The sequence below is a fragment of the Rhodococcus sp. NPDC056743 genome (assembly GCF_042790355.1).
Classification (GTDB): Bacteria; Actinomycetota; Actinomycetes; order Mycobacteriales; family Mycobacteriaceae; genus Rhodococcus_F.
Genome location: NZ_JBHTZI010000002.1, coordinates 436582 through 452164, shown reverse-complemented (window position 1 = coordinate 452164; position 15583 = coordinate 436582). Strand labels below are relative to the sequence as shown.

The following is a 15583-nucleotide window of genomic DNA, read 5'->3' as shown; positions in this document are numbered from 1 at the left end:
CGTCGAGTTGATCCGTCATGCCCACATATTGCACATCAGGAGCGCATCATGGGATTCAAAGAAGGAAACTTCCCTCCCGTCGACCCGGCTACGTTCATGGACAAGCCTTTCCTCGAGCGTTTACGCGACATGTCCACACACTGGGTGGACTACGGGTTCGGGACACCGAAGATGGTCCACACCGTCTACATCATGAAGTTGCTGTTTCTCTACCTGTTGGCCGGAACAGCAGTTGCGACACTGACTTCCGGTCTCTCCTGGGTCGATCCAGGATCATGGTGGAACCAGCCCATCGTTTACCAGAAGCTCATCCTCTGGACGATGATGCTCGAGATGCTGGGTCTGGCAGGTTCGTGGGGTCCGCTGGCCGGCCACTTCAAGCCGATGACAGGCGGCGTCCTCTACTGGATTCGGCCCGGAACGATTCGCCTGCCACCGTGGCCGGGCAAGGTTCCGCTCACCTCCGGTGACACCCGCACGGTCTTCGACGTTCTCATCTATGTCGCAGCTGTCGCCAATCTGCTTGTTGCCACCGTACTTCCGGGAGTGCACACCACAGGAATCGACGCGGCGATCGCCGACAACGCCGGACTCGTGCGTCCGACCGCCCTGTATTCGTTCCTGGTACTCATGGTGATTCTTGGTCTGCGTGACAAAGTTCCGTTCATCGCCGCGCGTAGCGAGCAGTACCTGCCGGCGATCTTCTTCTTCACGTTCTTGCCGTTCGTCGACATGATCCTGGCGCTCAAGTTGCTGATCGTCATGGTGTGGATCGGCGCCGGTATCTCGAAGTTCGGTCGGCACTTCTCACTGGTGATTCCGCCGATGTTGAGTAACACACCGTGGATTCCGTCGAAGAAGATCAAGCGTGCGCACTATCGCAACTTCCCCGAGGATCTGCGTCCCTCGCACCTCGGTGGCGGCATCGCGCACGTGGCCGGAACGATGGTCGAGATTGTCACCCCGTTGATACTGCTGTTCTCCACCAACAAGACTCTGACCATTCTTGCCGTGATCCTCATGGTCGGGTTCCACCTGTTCATTGCCTCGACCTTCCCGCTGGCCGTTCCGCTGGAATGGAATCTCCTGTTCGCTTACGCCGCGGCCTTCCTGTTCCTGGGATTCCCGGCGTGGGACGGTTACGGCCTCGGCGCCATGTCTTCGCCGTGGATTACCGTGGGAATTGTTGCAGCCCTTGCCCTCTTCCCGATTCTTGGTAATCTCCGACCCGATCTGGTGTCGTTCCTGCCCTCGATGCGTCAGTACGCCGGAAACTGGGCATCTGCGACGTGGGCATTTGCCCCGGGCGCCGAAGCCAAGATCGACCAGAACATCAAGCGTCCGTCGCCTGACACTCGCAATCAGTTGATGACCATGTACCCCGAAGACGTGTCCGACGTCGTTCTGCACCAACTGTTGGGCTGGCGTTCCATGCACAGTCAGGGGCGTGCATTGTTCTCGCTCATGCTCCGTCATCTCGGTGAGGACATCAACACGTACTCCCTGCGGGAGGCCGAGTTCATGTGCAACTCCATCGTTGCCTTCAACTTCGGCGACGGCCATCTGCACGACGAGAAGATGATCGCGGCGATCCAGCGTCGTTGCAACTTCGCGCCGGGCGAGTTCCTGGTGACGTGGATCGAATCCCAGCCCATCCACAAGGGCACTCAGGCGTACAAGGTGATCGACGCGGCCTTGGGCGTCATCGAACGGGGCACCTTCAAGGTGGCCGACGCAGTTGCCGAACAACCGTGGTTGCCGAACGGACCCATTCCGTTCGACGTTCAGTGGACACTGGACGTACGAGCCGACCGCGCGGCGACAGATCCGCAGGTCGTCTCCGAGCCGAGGATGCGGACGAAGACCAGTATCGAGCAAGAGGTGGGTAAGTGACAAAGGCCGTAGTTGTCGGCAGCGGGCCGAACGGGCTCGCTGCCGCGGTACACCTTGCACGGAGCGGTGTGGACGTGCAGGTACTCGAGGCTGCCGACCAGATCGGCGGAGGAACACGCTCAGGTCCGATCGACGTGCCCGGGTTGATCCACGATCACTGCTCGGCGTTTCACCCGATGGGGATCGGCTCGCCGTACCTGTCGAAGCTCGACCTCGAGCGCTACGGGCTGAACTGGCGGTGGGCCGAGGTGGACTGTGCACATCCGCTCGACAACGGCGACGCCGGTGTTCTGTACCGCTCGCTGCAGCAGACCGCGGCAGGTCTCGGTGCGGACGGGCAGCGATGGCAACGCATGTTCGGAGACCTGTCGACGGGATTCGACGCTCTGGCGTCCGATCTGATGCGCCCGATCGTGAACGTCCCGCGTCATCCGCTGAGGCTTGCGGCTTTCGGTCCGCGTGCCTTGCTTCCAGCCACCGTGATCGCAAAACTGTGGAAGACGGAGAAGGGCAAGGCATTGTTCGGCGGAGTGGCTGCGCACGCCTTCTATCCGCTTCACCGACCCGCGACGTCGGCCGTGGGGTTGATGATTACCGCTGCTGGTCACCGCCACGGGTGGCCGGTCGCCGAGGGCGGTTCGCGTTCGATCACCGATGCCATGGCAGCGATGCTCCTCGATCACGGTGGCAAGATCGACACCGGCGTTCGGGTGCGCACCGCATCCGAGATTCCAGACGCCGATGTTGTTCTGCTGGATGTCAATCCAGGTGGTGCTCTCGAAATCCTGGGGGATCGTCTCCCGGCCCGAGTGGCAAAGGCCTACCGGAAGTTCAAGCAGGCCCCCGGAGCTTTCAAGGTCGATTTTGCGATCGAAGGCCAGGTGCCGTGGACCAATCCGGATTGCGCTCGGGCCGGAACAGTTCATCTGGTAGGTGGTTTCAACGAAGTCGTTGCCGCTGAGCGTGCGACGAATTCGGGGCGCATGCCGGAGCGGCCGTTTGTGCTCGTCGGTCAGCAGTACCTGGCTGATCCCACCCGCTCTGCCGGGAACATCCATCCGCTGTACGCCTATGCGCATGTGCCACACGGGTATGCCGGGGATGCTACGGAAGCGATCATTCGCCAGATCGAAAGGTTCGCGCCGGGGTTCCGTGAGCAGATCGTGGCGATATCGAGTCGTAGTACCGCAGATCTGGCGCACGACAATCCGAATCAGGTCGGTGGCGACATAATCGGAGGAGCCAATTCCGAACTACAGGTGGTTCTGCGTCCGCGCATTGCCCTCGATCCGTACAGTACCGGGATCGAGGGCACGTATCTGTGCTCGGCGTCGACCCCACCAGGGGCCGGTGCACACGGAATGTGCGGGTACAACGCGGCCGAATCTGCATTGAAGTATCTCAGACGCAAGGGCACGGAGGTTTTGTGACTGGTCCCTCGCACAAGGATCGAGACGCCGTCGCGCGGCGGCGTCTCGCCCGGGTGCCGGCTGCTGCCGAACCGGAAGTTCTTGCCGTGGTTGCAGAATTAGCGCGACGGCTCGAAGCGCGCAGTGCTGAAATTGCGCGCGAAATGAGCGTCATGATGGCTCACGAAATCGACCAGTTGGATAACGATGCCAATTTGATCGAGATGCTCGAAGCCAGCGTCCAGGGAAATGTCACGACGATCATCCACGTGCTGGCCAACGACATCCCCATCGATCATCTCCAGCCCACTACTGCTGCAGTGGAATACGCGCTCCGGCTCGCTCAACGAGACGTCCCGTCCAACTCGTTGGTACGGGCTTATCACATGGGCCAGGGTGATCTGATGAGGATCTGCCATGACGAGGTCAGCGCTCTCGACATTCCTGCCCGGTTGACTTTGGCTGTCCTGAAACACACTTCGGATGTGGTGTACAGCTACATCGACTGGATAACGTTGTACGTGTTCGACGCGTACGAACAGGAGCGAAGTCGGTGGATCAACGCGCAGGGCAACTTGCATTCGGCCGCGATCCACGCACTGTTGTCCGGTACCGGCGCAGATGCGGGTAGTTTCGAAGCTGAGACCGGTTATCGGCTGGACCAGAACCACATTGCCGTGGTTGCCTGGTCGACGTGGGACGCCGACGCGTTGGGCTTCAATGCTCTGGATCGTCTGGTGCGTGATCTCGGCGCGGCGGCAGGCGCCGACAAATCAGTGATCGTCACCGCGATCGACCGTCGAACAGTATGGGCGTGGTTACCTTTCGGGCGTCGCGTTCCGGCACCGGATCTGCAAGTGTTGTCGGCATCCGTGCCACTCGACGGTGGCACCCGCGTCGCCGTCGGCCTTCCGGGGAAAGGGATGTCCGGCTTCAAACGTTCGCACGAGCAAGCGCGAGCCGCTTATTCTGTTGCAACAGTACCGGATACACCGGGCCGCCCACTCGTGAGTTTTGGTGACCGCGGCATCGCTGTGGTGTCTCTGCTGTCGGACAATCTCGATGCGACCAAATCCTGGGTGTGGGAAGTGTTGGGGCCCTTGGCTGCCGATACGCCGGCTGCGGCATCCCTACGCACAACACTGAGCGTGTACTTTGCGAACGGTGAAAGTCACCTCCATACAGCCAAGCAGATGAATCTCCACCGCAATACCGTGAAGTACCGCATCAACAAAGCGCTCGGTGACCCTGTTGTCGTCGGGCGGGACAAGCTGGATTTGGCTCTCGCATTGCAGGTGTGCGAACTGCTCGGTCGATCGGTGTTGTGTCTACCCGATTGAGGCGGGTCTCGTCGAGTACGAGTTCGTGCCCGGGAATCGTAGCCGGTGGGTGTTTTCGACGATGGCGCGGGTCAGGGCCTGTTCGGGGGCCGATTGTTTGCGGCGTCCCGTGGTGATCAGTGTGAACTGGGTGCGCCCAGGACTCGGAAGTCCCTCGACCGGAACCAGATCCGACGGTAGGAGACTTTCGCTGTGAACGATGAATCCCAAGCCGGCCAGGGCTGCGGCACGTAGCCCCAGCTGGCCTTTTGTCGTGCAGGTGATCCGGTAGGGGAGCTTCGCGCGATCGAGCGCTTTCAGGGCGGCATCTCGCGTGAGGCTCGGTGGGTGATAGGTGACAACGGGGATCGGTTCGGTGAGCTCGGGTTTCGCACCCACAGGCCCCGCCCAAACCAGTCGATCGTCGAACACGAGTTGGCCGTGTCGCTCGCCGGGGCGACGCTTGACGAAGGCAAGGTCAAGTTTGTCAGCCCTCAACTGTGCATGGACTTCCTCACTGAGACCCACGGAGAGTTCGAGGTCCACGCCGGGATGATTGCGCCGGAACTCGAGAAGAATGCTGGGAAGCGTCTGCGCAACAAGGTCTTCCGATACTCCAAAGCGGATGTGGCCCGTCAGTTCCGTACCGCCGAAGTGGTGCATAGCCTTTTCCTGTGCCCCGACGATCTCGCGCGCGAATCCCAGCATCGCGGCGCCGTCGGACGTCAGAACCACCCGGTGTGTGTCACGGGCGAACAACTCGCGCCCGATCTCCTTCTCGAGCTTTGTGATGTGCCCGCTGACTGTCGGTTGACGCAGTCCGAGCTGCTTTGCTGCGGCGGTGAACCCTCCGGTGTGTTCGACCGCGAGGAAGGTTCGGAGCAGTACCGGGTCGAGCACCATGAACTCCTATCGCAGATCGCGATAACTAATATAGCCTTCATCTGCTATTGCGATAATGCCGTGCGTCGTAGCGTGTTCAGCGTGAAGTTTCTGAGCAGGTTCTACATCGACGGCTTCATTCTTGCGATCATCGCCGCAGTAGGTGTGGCCAGCGTATTTCCGGCCGCTGGCACGGCCGCCGATGTGCTGGGGTGGGCCACCAAGGTGGCGATCGGCCTGCTGTTCCTCATTTACGGAGCACGGTTGTCTCCGTCCGAGGCATGGCAGGGCGTGAAGCACTGGCGACTGCATTCGGTGATCCTGGCCTTGACGTTTGTCGTCTTTCCGTTGCTCGGGCTGGCGCTGCGCATACTCGTTCCGTCAGTTCTCTCCGACGAGTTGTACACGGGAATCCTCTTCTTGTGCCTGGTGCCCTCGACGGTCCAGTCGTCCATTGCGTTCACGTCGATAGCCCGCGGCAACGTCGCAGGCGCTGTTGTCAGTGCGTCGTTCTCCAACCTGGTGGGTGTCTTCGTGACGCCGTTGCTGGTGATCCTGCTGATGAACACCACCGGAGATGTTCATGTCGACGCGAGTTCGATCATCGTGATCGTGTTCCAGTTGCTGGTGCCGTTCTTTGCCGGACAGTTGTTGCGCCCCTGGATCGGCGAGTGGTTGACGCGCAACGCCAAGCCTACGAAGCTGGTAGATCGAGGTTCGATCGTCTTGGTGGTCTATGCAGCCTTCAGTGAGGGTATGAACGAAAATATCTGGAGCACAGTGCAGCCCGGTCAAATTGCTGTACTCGTCGGGGTGTGTGTCGCGCTGCTTGCCGTGGTTCTGGGTGTCACGCTGGTGATTGGCAGGGTGCTCGGATTCTCTGTCGAGGATCGCGTCGTCGTCCTGTTCTGTGGATCCAAGAAGAGCCTCGCATCGGGGGTTCCGATGGCTGTCGTGTTGTTCGGTGGCGGTCAGGTGGGGCTGATCATGTTGCCACTCATGATCTTCCATCAGATTCAGCTCATCGTTTGCGCGATTATCGCTCAGCGCCTTTCCCGCCGGCCGCTCGCGCAGGCAGATCTGTCGGAGAGCGAAGACGTCAGTCTGCACTCCGGCGGGAGTTGAGCCGGGACGCCTGGCGAGTGAGGTGGTCGCGTTCGGCGAGGTTGGTTGCCTTGTAAGCTGCCTCGCTGTAAAGCGCTGCCGCCGTTGTGAGATCGCCGTCGCGCTCGTGGAGATACGCCGCCACTGCGGTGTGACGGGGCAGTGAGTTGTCCAACGTTGCGAGTGCCGCCAGACCGGCGCGCGCTCCGTCGGCCTCGCCCACGGCAACTGCTCGGTTGAGTCGAACAACCGGGCTGTCGGTGAGTCGCTCGAGTTCGTCGTACCACTCGACGATCTGAACCCAGTCGGTCTCCTCGGCGGTGATCGCGTCAGCGTGTAATGCCGCGATGGCGGCCTGAGCCTGATACTCACCGAGTCGGTCACGCGCGAGCGCCGAGTACAAGATCGTGATCCCCTCGCTGATCGTCTCGGTGTCCCACAGGCTGCGATCTTGCTCTGCAAGCGGCACAAGATTGCCGTGGGGCGAGATTCGGGCGGCCCGCCGAGCGTGGTGGAGCAACATGAGGGCGAGCAACCCGGCCACTTCGGGGTGGTCGATTGCGGACGCAAGCTGCCGGGTGAGCCGGATAGCTTCGGCAGCGAGGTCGACATCGCCCGAGTACCCCTCGTTGAAGACCAGGTAGAGGACGCGCAACACAGTGGAGACATCGCCTGGCTGATCGAACCGCACGCGCGAGACGGTGCGCTTGGCCCGGCTGATGCGCTGCGCCATGGTCGACTCGGGGACCAGGTAAGCCTCGGCGATCTGGCGGGTCGTCAGCCCACCGACAGCTCGTAGTGTGAGCGCGACCGCGGACGACGACGTCAGCGACGGGTGGGCACAGAGAAAGTAGAGCTGGAGGGTGTCGTCCACCGCGGGTGCGGAATCACGCGCCGGTTCCTCCTCGAGTTGCTGCTCGCGCTTGGTGCGGGCGGCATCCGCTCGGGTCGCGTCGAGGAATCGCCGCCAGGCCACCGTGACCAACCAGCCCTTCGGGTCGCGCGGCGGGTTGTCCGGCCAGACCCGGACTGCCTCGAGCAGCGCATCCTGCACGGCATCCTCGGCCGCTGCGAAATGTGCTCCGCGGCGGACGAGGATTCCGAGCACGCTCGGAGTGAGGCTCCGAATCAAGACGTCGTTCATCCGATGAAAATCAGTCCGTGATCGTGGGGGGAGCGGTCAGGAAGGGCCGCAATTCGAGCCACTCGTGGATCGGCTTTCCGCCTGCTCCGGGTGCTGCCGACAACTCACCGGCTAATTCGACAGCGCGGTCGTAGCTGTCGACGTCGATCACCATCCAGCCGGCGATGAGGTCCTTGGTCTCCGCGAACGGACCGTCGGTGACGGGCGGACGACCCTCACCGTCGTACCGGACAAACGTGCCCTCTGGGGCAAGCGCCTGACCGTCGACGAACTCGCCCGTCTCCTCGAGTCGATCCGCGAAGTCCTGCATGTACTGCATGTGTGACGTGATCTCCTCCGGCGTCCACTGATCCATCGGAACGTCGTTGACCGAAGCCGGGGCGCCGCGGTAGTGCTTGAGAAGCAAGTACTTGGCCATCGTGTTTCTCCTCGGGGTTGGTGCTACCCATTCTGGTGGCACTTCACTACAGGGACGGAGCAAGTCACGGATTCTCGACACGGTGTCCCAGACTTTTTTCGATATGTGTAGTTGTGGCTGGTGAGCGGTCTCGACGCGGTGGTGTCGGCAGCGTGACCTACGGTGTCTGAGTGACTTCGCCGTGGACTGCCGGCCAGGTGGCGTCGGCGGCTCCCGATGCCCCCTCGTTGGCGGCTGCGCAGAAACTGGCAGGGGCGTGGTCGCAGACAGGGCAGGCCGAGAATGCGCTCTGGGGACTGTGCCAGGGCAGCGGATCGAAGCCGTACCAGGCGATAGTCGACCTGAGTGGTCCGGCATACAAGTGCTCGTGTCCCAGTCGCAAGTTTCCGTGCAAGCACGCACTCGGCCTACTTCTCGAATGGTCGACCGGACGCGTTCCGGTGGCCTCGGAGCCGCCCGACTTCGCTGCGGAGTGGTTGGCAAGGCGCGAGGAGAAGGCCGCTGCGCAACCGGTGCCCGCAGCCAAGGCGGTTGCCGATCCAACCACCGCGCAGAAACGTGCCGAGCGAGTGACAAGCGGATTGGCAGAGTTGGACCTGTGGATAACCGACCAGATCCGTGGGGGCCTGGCATCGATGGATACTTCCTGGGAAGCGCTGGACGGAGTGGCCGCACGCATGATCGACGCGCAGGCCCCCGGGGTTGCCGGCGCGCTGCGGTCACTGGCCGGGGCAGTGGCCGGGGCCGAGAACTGGCCGGACCTGGTTTTGAGTGAACTTGTGCGCCTGCATCTCCTCGTAGTTGCGCACCAGAAGATGGATCAACTTTCCGGTCCGCTTCGCGATTCCGTTCGGGCACACGTCGGATATCCAGTGTCCACCGAGGGGGTGATGGAGTTGCCCGCCGTTCGCGAACCTTGGATGGTGATGGGTTCACGCATCACCGAGGAGAAACGGCTCTTCACCCGCACCACCTGGCTCCTGGGGCGAACTACGGGGCGCTGGGCCCTTCTGCTCGACTTCTCCCACGGTTCGCCCAATTTCTCGGGTGTCGTGCCGCCTGCCGGGCATGTAGTCGACGCAAACCTGCACTTCTATCCTGGTGCGGCGGCGCTGCGGGCACGACTCGGCACAACACATGGTGATGCGGAGCCGTTCACGACCCTGCCGCCCGGAAATATTGTCGCGGCACTGCAGGGCTACACCGACGCTGTCAGCGCTGATCCGTGGCTACGGTCGTGGCCGGTCGTGGTCACCGATGTCACACCGTCCTATGTCGACGGATCATGGTTTCTAGTCGACCGCTTCGGCGAAGCACTTCCAGCGGCGGGTGATGCACGCATGATGTGGACACTCCTCGGAATTTCGGGCGGGTATCCGGTAAGCGTCTGTGGAACGTGGAATGCACGGTGTTTCGAGGCATTCTCGGTATTCGTGAACGGTCAGGTGATGGCGCTGTGAGCACTCTCATGTCGACCGCTTTGCTCGGAACATCGCGTACAGCACCGAGTTTCGACGACCTTCCTGCCGATGTCCGTTCGGCTGCTGCGCAACTCGGCGGTGATCCGGCAGTAGTGCTGCTCGAGGCGGCGGCACTGGCCAGGGCCTACCGCGCCGGGGGAGCGGGTTCCGTCACTGCTGATGTGCCAGCGCCCGCAGAGGATGATCCGCGTTTGGTTCTCCCCGAATCGTCTTCGACGCATCTGCTGTCCATGCTGGCCGCCAAAGCGACGCTACTCGACGACTGGTTTGCGCTGGCGATCGAGCGAAACTTCCGGGCACCGGATCATCTGGTCGCGGAATTACTGACCTATGCGCGCGCCGGTGAGGTTTACCGCGAGAGAATCCTGCGCATCGTCGGGGAACGCGGGCAGTGGCTAGCCGTCCGAAATCCCGAGTGGTCCATGCTGATTCGCAACCACGGTGGCGTCGACGGGTGGCGGCACGGAACGCCGACAGAACGCCTCCGATGGCTGACAAATACTCGCCGGAGTGAGCCGGCGAAGGCGTCGGCGGAGCTGACGCAATCCTGGGAAACCGAACGGGGTGAACACAAAGCGGCGTTTCTCGCAGCTCTCGTCACCGGACTGAGTGCCGAGGACATGCCCTTGCTCGAACGCGCCCTCGATGACAGACGCAAGGACGTCCGGCGCGAAGCAGCGACGGTTCTCGCCCGACTGCCGCAGTCACCTTTCGGCGAACGTATGGCTCGGCGCGTCCAGGAATGGGTGCGGATCGAGCGGACACAGTCCGGTGTGCGACTTGTGGTCGAGGCCCCCGAAGAAATCGATGCAGCCGCGAAGCGGGACGGGATCGAGGATCGGCCGAACCCACACACCGACTACCGCGCCGAGTACGTCAGGCAAGCGATCAGTGCAGCGCCATTGTCCTTGTGGAACACCATGGTCGGTCAACCGGTCGAGGTTCTGAACCTGAGTCTCGATCGGACATGGGAACCGATCCTTCACGACGCGTGGTCTACAGCCGCCGTACTGCAACATAATTCGGAGTGGAGTCAAGCGATATTTCGCACGCGTGGTCTGTCCACCGACAGACGCCTGCTCCCGATGATTCCGTCGCGTGATCTGGCGGATCTGCTCCTGTCCGGTACCGGTGACGCGAACATCCTGCACCCGGACCGGGCCGCGATCTTTCAGGCGCTGCCTCGCCCGTGGCCGGAAGACATCACGGCCTCCGTGGTTGCGCAGTGGGAGCGCGTTGCGGCCAGGCGTGCAGACGGTGGGGCCAGATCTGCCGAGTTCTCCCGCTACAAATATGCCGACTCGCTGCGCCTCGCGCAGGCCGGCTTCCCGTACAGCGCAGTAACTTTGCTCGGCCGAGCTGCCGAGCGTGCCCGTGATCTCGACTGGCAACAAGCCTTTGTCAAGACCGCCAACGCCATTGTCCACCGCAAGACACTGCTCGAGGAGCTCACATGAGTGCCACTGTTGATCCGACCTCACTGATGCGTCCGCACGCCGAGCAGGAATACGCACATGAATTAGCCGCACTGGCCGCGGCCGACACGCGTCCGCGGCCACCGTCGTGGAACCTCTCACCCTGGGCGGTGGTGACGTATCTGCTGGGCGGGACTCTCGACGACGGTACCGTCATTTCACCCAAGTACGTGGGACCACGCCGGCTGATGGAAGTCGCCGTCGCGACCCTCGCCACCGACCGCGCGCTCCTCTTGCTCGGGGTGCCGGGAACCGCTAAAACCTGGGTGTCCGAGCACCTTTCGGCGGCCATTTCGGGAGCATCGACACTCTTGGTTCAGGGCACCTCCGGCACGCCCGAAGAGGCGATCCGGTACGGCTGGAACTACGCGCGTCTGCTGGCCGAAGGCCCTACCGCGGGCGCCTTGGTGCCCTCCCCGGTGATGACCGCGATGGAAACCGGGAAGATCGCCCGAGTCGAGGAGTTGACGCGCATCCCGGCCGACGTGCAAGACGCTCTCATCACGATTCTGTCCGAGAAGACCCTTCCCGTACCCGAATTGGGTATGGAAGTGCAGGCGGCCAAGGGCTTCAACCTCATCGCCACTGCCAACGACCGTGACCGTGGAGTCAACGATCTGTCCTCCGCGTTGCGTCGACGCTTCAATACCGTTGTTCTGCCCTTGCCGGCCAGTGAGGAAGACGAGGTGGCGATCGTGGCCAGGCGCGTCGAACAATTGGGTTCCGCACTGGAGTTGCCGCTCGTTCCGGCCGCGGCGGAGGAGATTCGTCGAGTTGTCACGGTATTTCGCGAATTGCGTTCCGGCACCACCGTAGATGGCCGGACAAAGCTGAAGTCCCCGTCCGGCACACTGTCGACAGCAGAGGCGATTTCGGTAGTCACCAACGGTTTGGCATTGTCTGCGCACTTCGGTGACGGTGTGTTGCGTGCATCAGATGTCGCGGCCGGAATTCTCGGTACGGTGATCAAGGACCCGGTAGCGGATCGCGTGGTGTGGAACGAGTACCTCGAGGCCGTGGTTCGTGAGCGAGGCGACTGGTCCGACTTCTACCGAGCCTGCCGCGAGGTCACCGGGTGACATTTGCCATGCAGGACAGCAGGGTCCGAGTTTTCGGGATCCGCCATCACGGGCCAGGCTCGGCGCGTGCCGTTCGGCGTGCTTTGGAGGAGTTTGATCCGGAAGTCGTCCTGATCGAAGGTCCTTCGGATGCTGATCCACTGGTAATGCTGGCGGCGTCAGAGACCATGTCGCCTCCGGTTGCCTTGCTTGCGTACGTGACAGGGGAACCGGCGAAGGCGGCTTTTTGGCCGTTTGCGGTGTTCTCGCCGGAGTGGCAGGCGCTGGAATGGGCTGCGAAAAACGGTGCGCTGGCTCGTTTCTGCGACTTACCCGCGTACAACATGCTGGCGGACCAGCGTGAGCTGAGCACGCGTGAAGGAGACCCGCTGACCGAGTTGGCTGCGGCTGCAGGCTACGACGACACCGAGCGCTGGTGGGATTCCGTCATCGAATCCGACTCGGGTTCGGGTAGCTCGGATGTCTTCGATGCGATCACCGACGCGATGGCGGCGCTTCGGGAGACCGTTCCGATTGACGAGGAGACGGCGCATCGCGAGGCGTACATGCGGCAGGTGTTGCGAAGAACCCTGAAGGACGGCGCGCAGCGAGTGGCCGTCGTCTGTGGTGCGTGGCATGCGCCGGCGTTGGTTGGCCCGCTCGGTCCTGCCGCGGTGGATGCTCGAATCCTCAAGGGAATGACCAAGATCAAGACGTCATTGACGTGGGTCCCCTGGACACATTCGCGTCTCGCGTCCGTATCGGGATACGGAGCGGGGATCACCTCGCCGGGTTGGTATCACCATCTGTTCACCGCCCCGGACAAGACTGTTGCCCGCTGGCTGACCAAGGTTGCCCGGGTGCTGCGGGAGGAAGATCTACCGATCTCCAGCGCGCACGTCATCGAAGCGGTGAGACTAGCAGAAGCATTGGCAGTCATACGCTCTCGTCCTCTTGCCGGTCTGTCCGAGGTGACAGAGGCGACAAGGTCGGTGATGTGCGAGGGCAACGACGTGTTGCTCGATCTGATCACCCGAAAACTGGTGGTCGGTGAGTCGCTGGGTGAAGTACCCGAAGACACTCCGACGGTTCCGCTGGAAGCCGATTTGCGGGCCCGGGCAAAAACATTGCGCCTCAAACAACAGGCCGGGGCAAAGAACCTGGACCTGGACTTGCGCCGCGACATCGACGTGGCGCGGTCGCGATTCCTGCACAGGTTGGCTCTCCTCGATATCGGCTGGGGTGTGCCGGCGGAGGACGAAGTGCGTTCGACGGGTACCTTCCGGGAAACGTGGGCGTTGCAATGGAAACCGGAATTTGCAGTATCGGTGATCGAGGCGTCACTGTGGGGAACAACGGTATCGGGCGGAGCAGCGGCCAAGATCGAGGCACGGATTCAGGCGCAGGATATTGTGCTCGCCCAGCTGACCGAACTCTTGGAACAGTGCCTCCTCGCCGATCTTCCCGACTCGTTGACGCAGGTTCTCTCCAGTGTCAAAACTGTTGCAGCTCTTGATCATGACGTGACACATTTGATGACTGCGCTGCCGATTCTCACACGGACGCTGCGCTATGGTGACGTTCGCGGGACCGACGTATCTGCGCTGGCGGAAGTTGTCGACGGATTATCGATTCGAATTTGCACGGGGTTACCGGTGGCGGTCACCGGCCTCGACGATGCCAGCGCCGAAGAGTTCCGTGATCATCTGGACAAAGTACACGCCGCCGTGTTGATGCGTGACGATCCGGAGTCCATCGCGCGTTGGCTGAAGGTGGTCGAGGGTCTCATCGACCGCGGCGACGTCAACGGAATCCTGACGGGTCGGATGGTCCGTTTGCTTCGTGACGCCGGATCGATATCGGAGATCGATGCGGCACAGCGGTTGTCGCGGGCTCTGTCCATCGGCAGTGCGCCAGTGGACAAGGCCGGGTGGGTCGACGGTTTCCTCGGTGGCGGTGGGCTGGTCTTGGTGCATGATCGAGCGTTACTGGACTTGATCGACAGTTGGGTGGGACGGCTGCGCGAGCAGGATTTCATCGACACCCTCCCATTGCTGCGCCGGACCTTCGGTGCCTTCGAGGCGGGGGAGCGACGCGCGATCGGGCAGGCTGTGCGAGGTGGCCGTGACACGGAGACTGCAGTCGAAACCGATGCCCGGCGCGGGCGGGCAGCGATGGCCGTGGTTTCAGATATTTTGGGGGTCGACGCATGAGCGAAAGCGATCAGCGGCTACGGCGATGGCGCTTGATGCTGGGTGAATCCGCAGAAGAGTCGACGGGTGGACTCGGGTTGCCGGGAGACTCGCAGATGGATGCTGCGCTGGCCGCCCTTTACGACAGTTCGATCCCTACGAAGGGAACTCGGCGCTCAGCAGGGTTGGGTGCGTCGGCGCCGAAAGTTGCACGGTGGCTCGGTGATATCCGCACCTACTTTCCCAGCACCGTTGTTCAGGTGATGCAGAAGGACGCGATAGATCGACTCGGGCTGACGCACTTGCTGCTGGAACCGGAACTGCTCGACGCCGTCGAACCTGACGTGCACCTGGTGGGAACCCTGCTCAGCCTCAATCAGGTGATGCCGGAAGCCAGCAAGGCCACCGCCCGGATGGTGGTGGGCAAGGTGGTGCGTGAAGTGGAGGAGCGCATAGCTCAGAAGACCAAGGCTGCGGTAACCGGAGCGCTCAATCGTGCTGCCCGGACGTCCAATCCGAAGCTGCGAGATATCGATTGGAACCGCACCATCGCGGCGAACTTGAAGAATTATCTGCCCGAGTATCGCACTGTGGTGCCGGAAAGACTGATCGGCTATGGACGAAAATCCACGGCAGTGCAACGCGACGTGGTCCTGGCCATCGACCAATCGGGCTCGATGGCGTCCAGTGTTGTCTACGCCTCGGTATTCGGCGCAGTGCTGGCGTCGATGCGCGCGCTGAAGACGTCGCTGGTCGTCTTCGATACCGCGGTGGTCGATCTGACGGAGAAATTGGCGGATCCGGTGGATGTGCTGTTCGGAACTCAGCTGGGCGGCGGCACAGATATCAACCGAGCGATCGCCTACAGCCAGTCGCTGATTTCGCGGCCGTCCGAGTCGATGTTCGTGCTCATCTCCGATTTGTACGAAGGTGGAATTCGCAACGAGATGCTTCGGCGCATGGCCGCGATGAAAGCTGCCGGTGTACAGGTGGTTGTCTTGCTGTCACTCTCCGACGACGGTGCCCCTTCGTTCGATCACGACAACGCTGCAGCTCTGGGTGGGTTGGGGATTCCCGCTTTTGCCTGCACACCGGACAAGTTTCCGGAGTTGCTCGCGGTGGCGTTGGAGCGCGGCGACGTAGGGGCCTGGGCGGACAGACTGGCACTGGAGGATTCCTGACCAGACTTGTCGGCGTTCCCGAAAAGC

Annotated in this window: 12 protein-coding genes; 9 read left to right on the top strand and 3 right to left on the bottom strand. The window is 62.1% G+C overall.

What is annotated here, in order from left to right:
- Positions 1 to 48 precede the first annotated feature (48 nt).
- The 3 genes from ACFRFQ_RS06695 to ACFRFQ_RS06685 are packed head-to-tail and all read left to right on the top strand — an operon-like array spanning position 49 to position 4642.
- Positions 49 to 1893 (top strand): DUF3556 domain-containing protein, encoded by a 1845-nt coding sequence (locus tag ACFRFQ_RS06695; RefSeq protein WP_378654676.1) that lies wholly within the window; start codon positions 49 to 51, stop codon positions 1891 to 1893.
- Entirely contained in the window at positions 1890 to 3323 is a 1434-nt protein-coding gene (locus tag ACFRFQ_RS06690) for a phytoene desaturase family protein (protein ID WP_378654674.1), read from the top strand. Before ACFRFQ_RS06695 ends, ACFRFQ_RS06690 begins: the two co-directional genes overlap by 4 nt.
- Complete coding sequence (locus ACFRFQ_RS06685) at positions 3320 to 4642, top strand: PucR family transcriptional regulator (protein ID WP_378654672.1); 1323 nt, start codon at positions 3320 to 3322, stop codon at positions 4640 to 4642. Before ACFRFQ_RS06690 ends, ACFRFQ_RS06685 begins: the two co-directional genes overlap by 4 nt.
- Here the strand turns inward: ACFRFQ_RS06685 and ACFRFQ_RS06680 are convergent.
- Entirely contained in the window at positions 4631 to 5524 is an 894-nt protein-coding gene (locus tag ACFRFQ_RS06680) for a LysR family transcriptional regulator (protein WP_378654669.1), read from the bottom strand. The genes ACFRFQ_RS06685 and ACFRFQ_RS06680 overlap by 12 nt on opposite strands.
- An 81-nt stretch (positions 5525 to 5605) precedes the next feature.
- On the opposite strand from ACFRFQ_RS06680, the gene ACFRFQ_RS06675 reads away from it, so the two are divergent.
- On the top strand, positions 5606 to 6628 hold the full coding sequence (locus tag ACFRFQ_RS06675; protein WP_378654666.1) for a bile acid:sodium symporter family protein: 1023 nt from the start codon (positions 5606 to 5608) through the stop codon (positions 6626 to 6628).
- Here ACFRFQ_RS06675 and ACFRFQ_RS06670 read toward each other — a convergent pair.
- On the bottom strand, positions 6603 to 7751 hold the full coding sequence (locus ACFRFQ_RS06670; RefSeq protein WP_378654664.1) for an RNA polymerase sigma factor: 1149 nt from the start codon (positions 7749 to 7751) through the stop codon (positions 6603 to 6605). The genes ACFRFQ_RS06675 and ACFRFQ_RS06670 overlap by 26 nt on opposite strands.
- Before the next feature lie 10 nt (positions 7752 to 7761).
- Positions 7762 to 8169, bottom strand: coding sequence for a YciI family protein (locus ACFRFQ_RS06665; protein WP_378654661.1), 408 nt, complete (start codon positions 8167 to 8169; stop codon positions 7762 to 7764).
- A 170-nt stretch (positions 8170 to 8339) separates the two neighbouring features.
- Here ACFRFQ_RS06665 and ACFRFQ_RS06660 point away from each other — a divergent pair, with 170 nt between their 5' ends.
- Genes ACFRFQ_RS06660 through ACFRFQ_RS06640 form a run of 5 tightly spaced genes read left to right on the top strand, consistent with a single transcriptional unit; the run spans position 8340 to position 15556 of the window.
- The gene (locus tag ACFRFQ_RS06660; RefSeq protein WP_378654659.1) at positions 8340 to 9629 is read left to right on the top strand and encodes an SWIM zinc finger family protein; all 1290 of its coding nucleotides are present in this window, start codon (positions 8340 to 8342) and stop codon (positions 9627 to 9629) included.
- A complete protein-coding gene (locus tag ACFRFQ_RS06655; protein WP_378654657.1) occupies positions 9626 to 11107 on the top strand; it encodes a DUF5691 domain-containing protein in 1482 nt (493 codons plus the stop codon). The genes ACFRFQ_RS06660 and ACFRFQ_RS06655 overlap by 4 nt, the downstream gene beginning before the upstream one ends.
- Positions 11104 to 12204 (top strand): AAA family ATPase, encoded by a 1101-nt coding sequence (locus ACFRFQ_RS06650; protein WP_378654655.1) that lies wholly within the window; start codon positions 11104 to 11106, stop codon positions 12202 to 12204. The genes ACFRFQ_RS06655 and ACFRFQ_RS06650 overlap by 4 nt, the downstream gene beginning before the upstream one ends.
- An 8-nt stretch (positions 12205 to 12212) precedes the next feature.
- The gene (locus tag ACFRFQ_RS06645) at positions 12213 to 14396 is read left to right on the top strand and encodes a DUF5682 family protein (RefSeq protein ID WP_378655085.1); all 2184 of its coding nucleotides are present in this window, start codon (positions 12213 to 12215) and stop codon (positions 14394 to 14396) included.
- Positions 14393 to 15556 carry a VWA domain-containing protein gene (locus tag ACFRFQ_RS06640; RefSeq protein ID WP_378654652.1) on the top strand — a complete coding sequence of 388 codons (1164 nt, stop codon included), beginning with the start codon at positions 14393 to 14395 and terminating at the stop codon, positions 15554 to 15556. Before ACFRFQ_RS06645 ends, ACFRFQ_RS06640 begins: the two co-directional genes overlap by 4 nt.
- Positions 15557 to 15583: the final 27 nt, after the last annotated feature.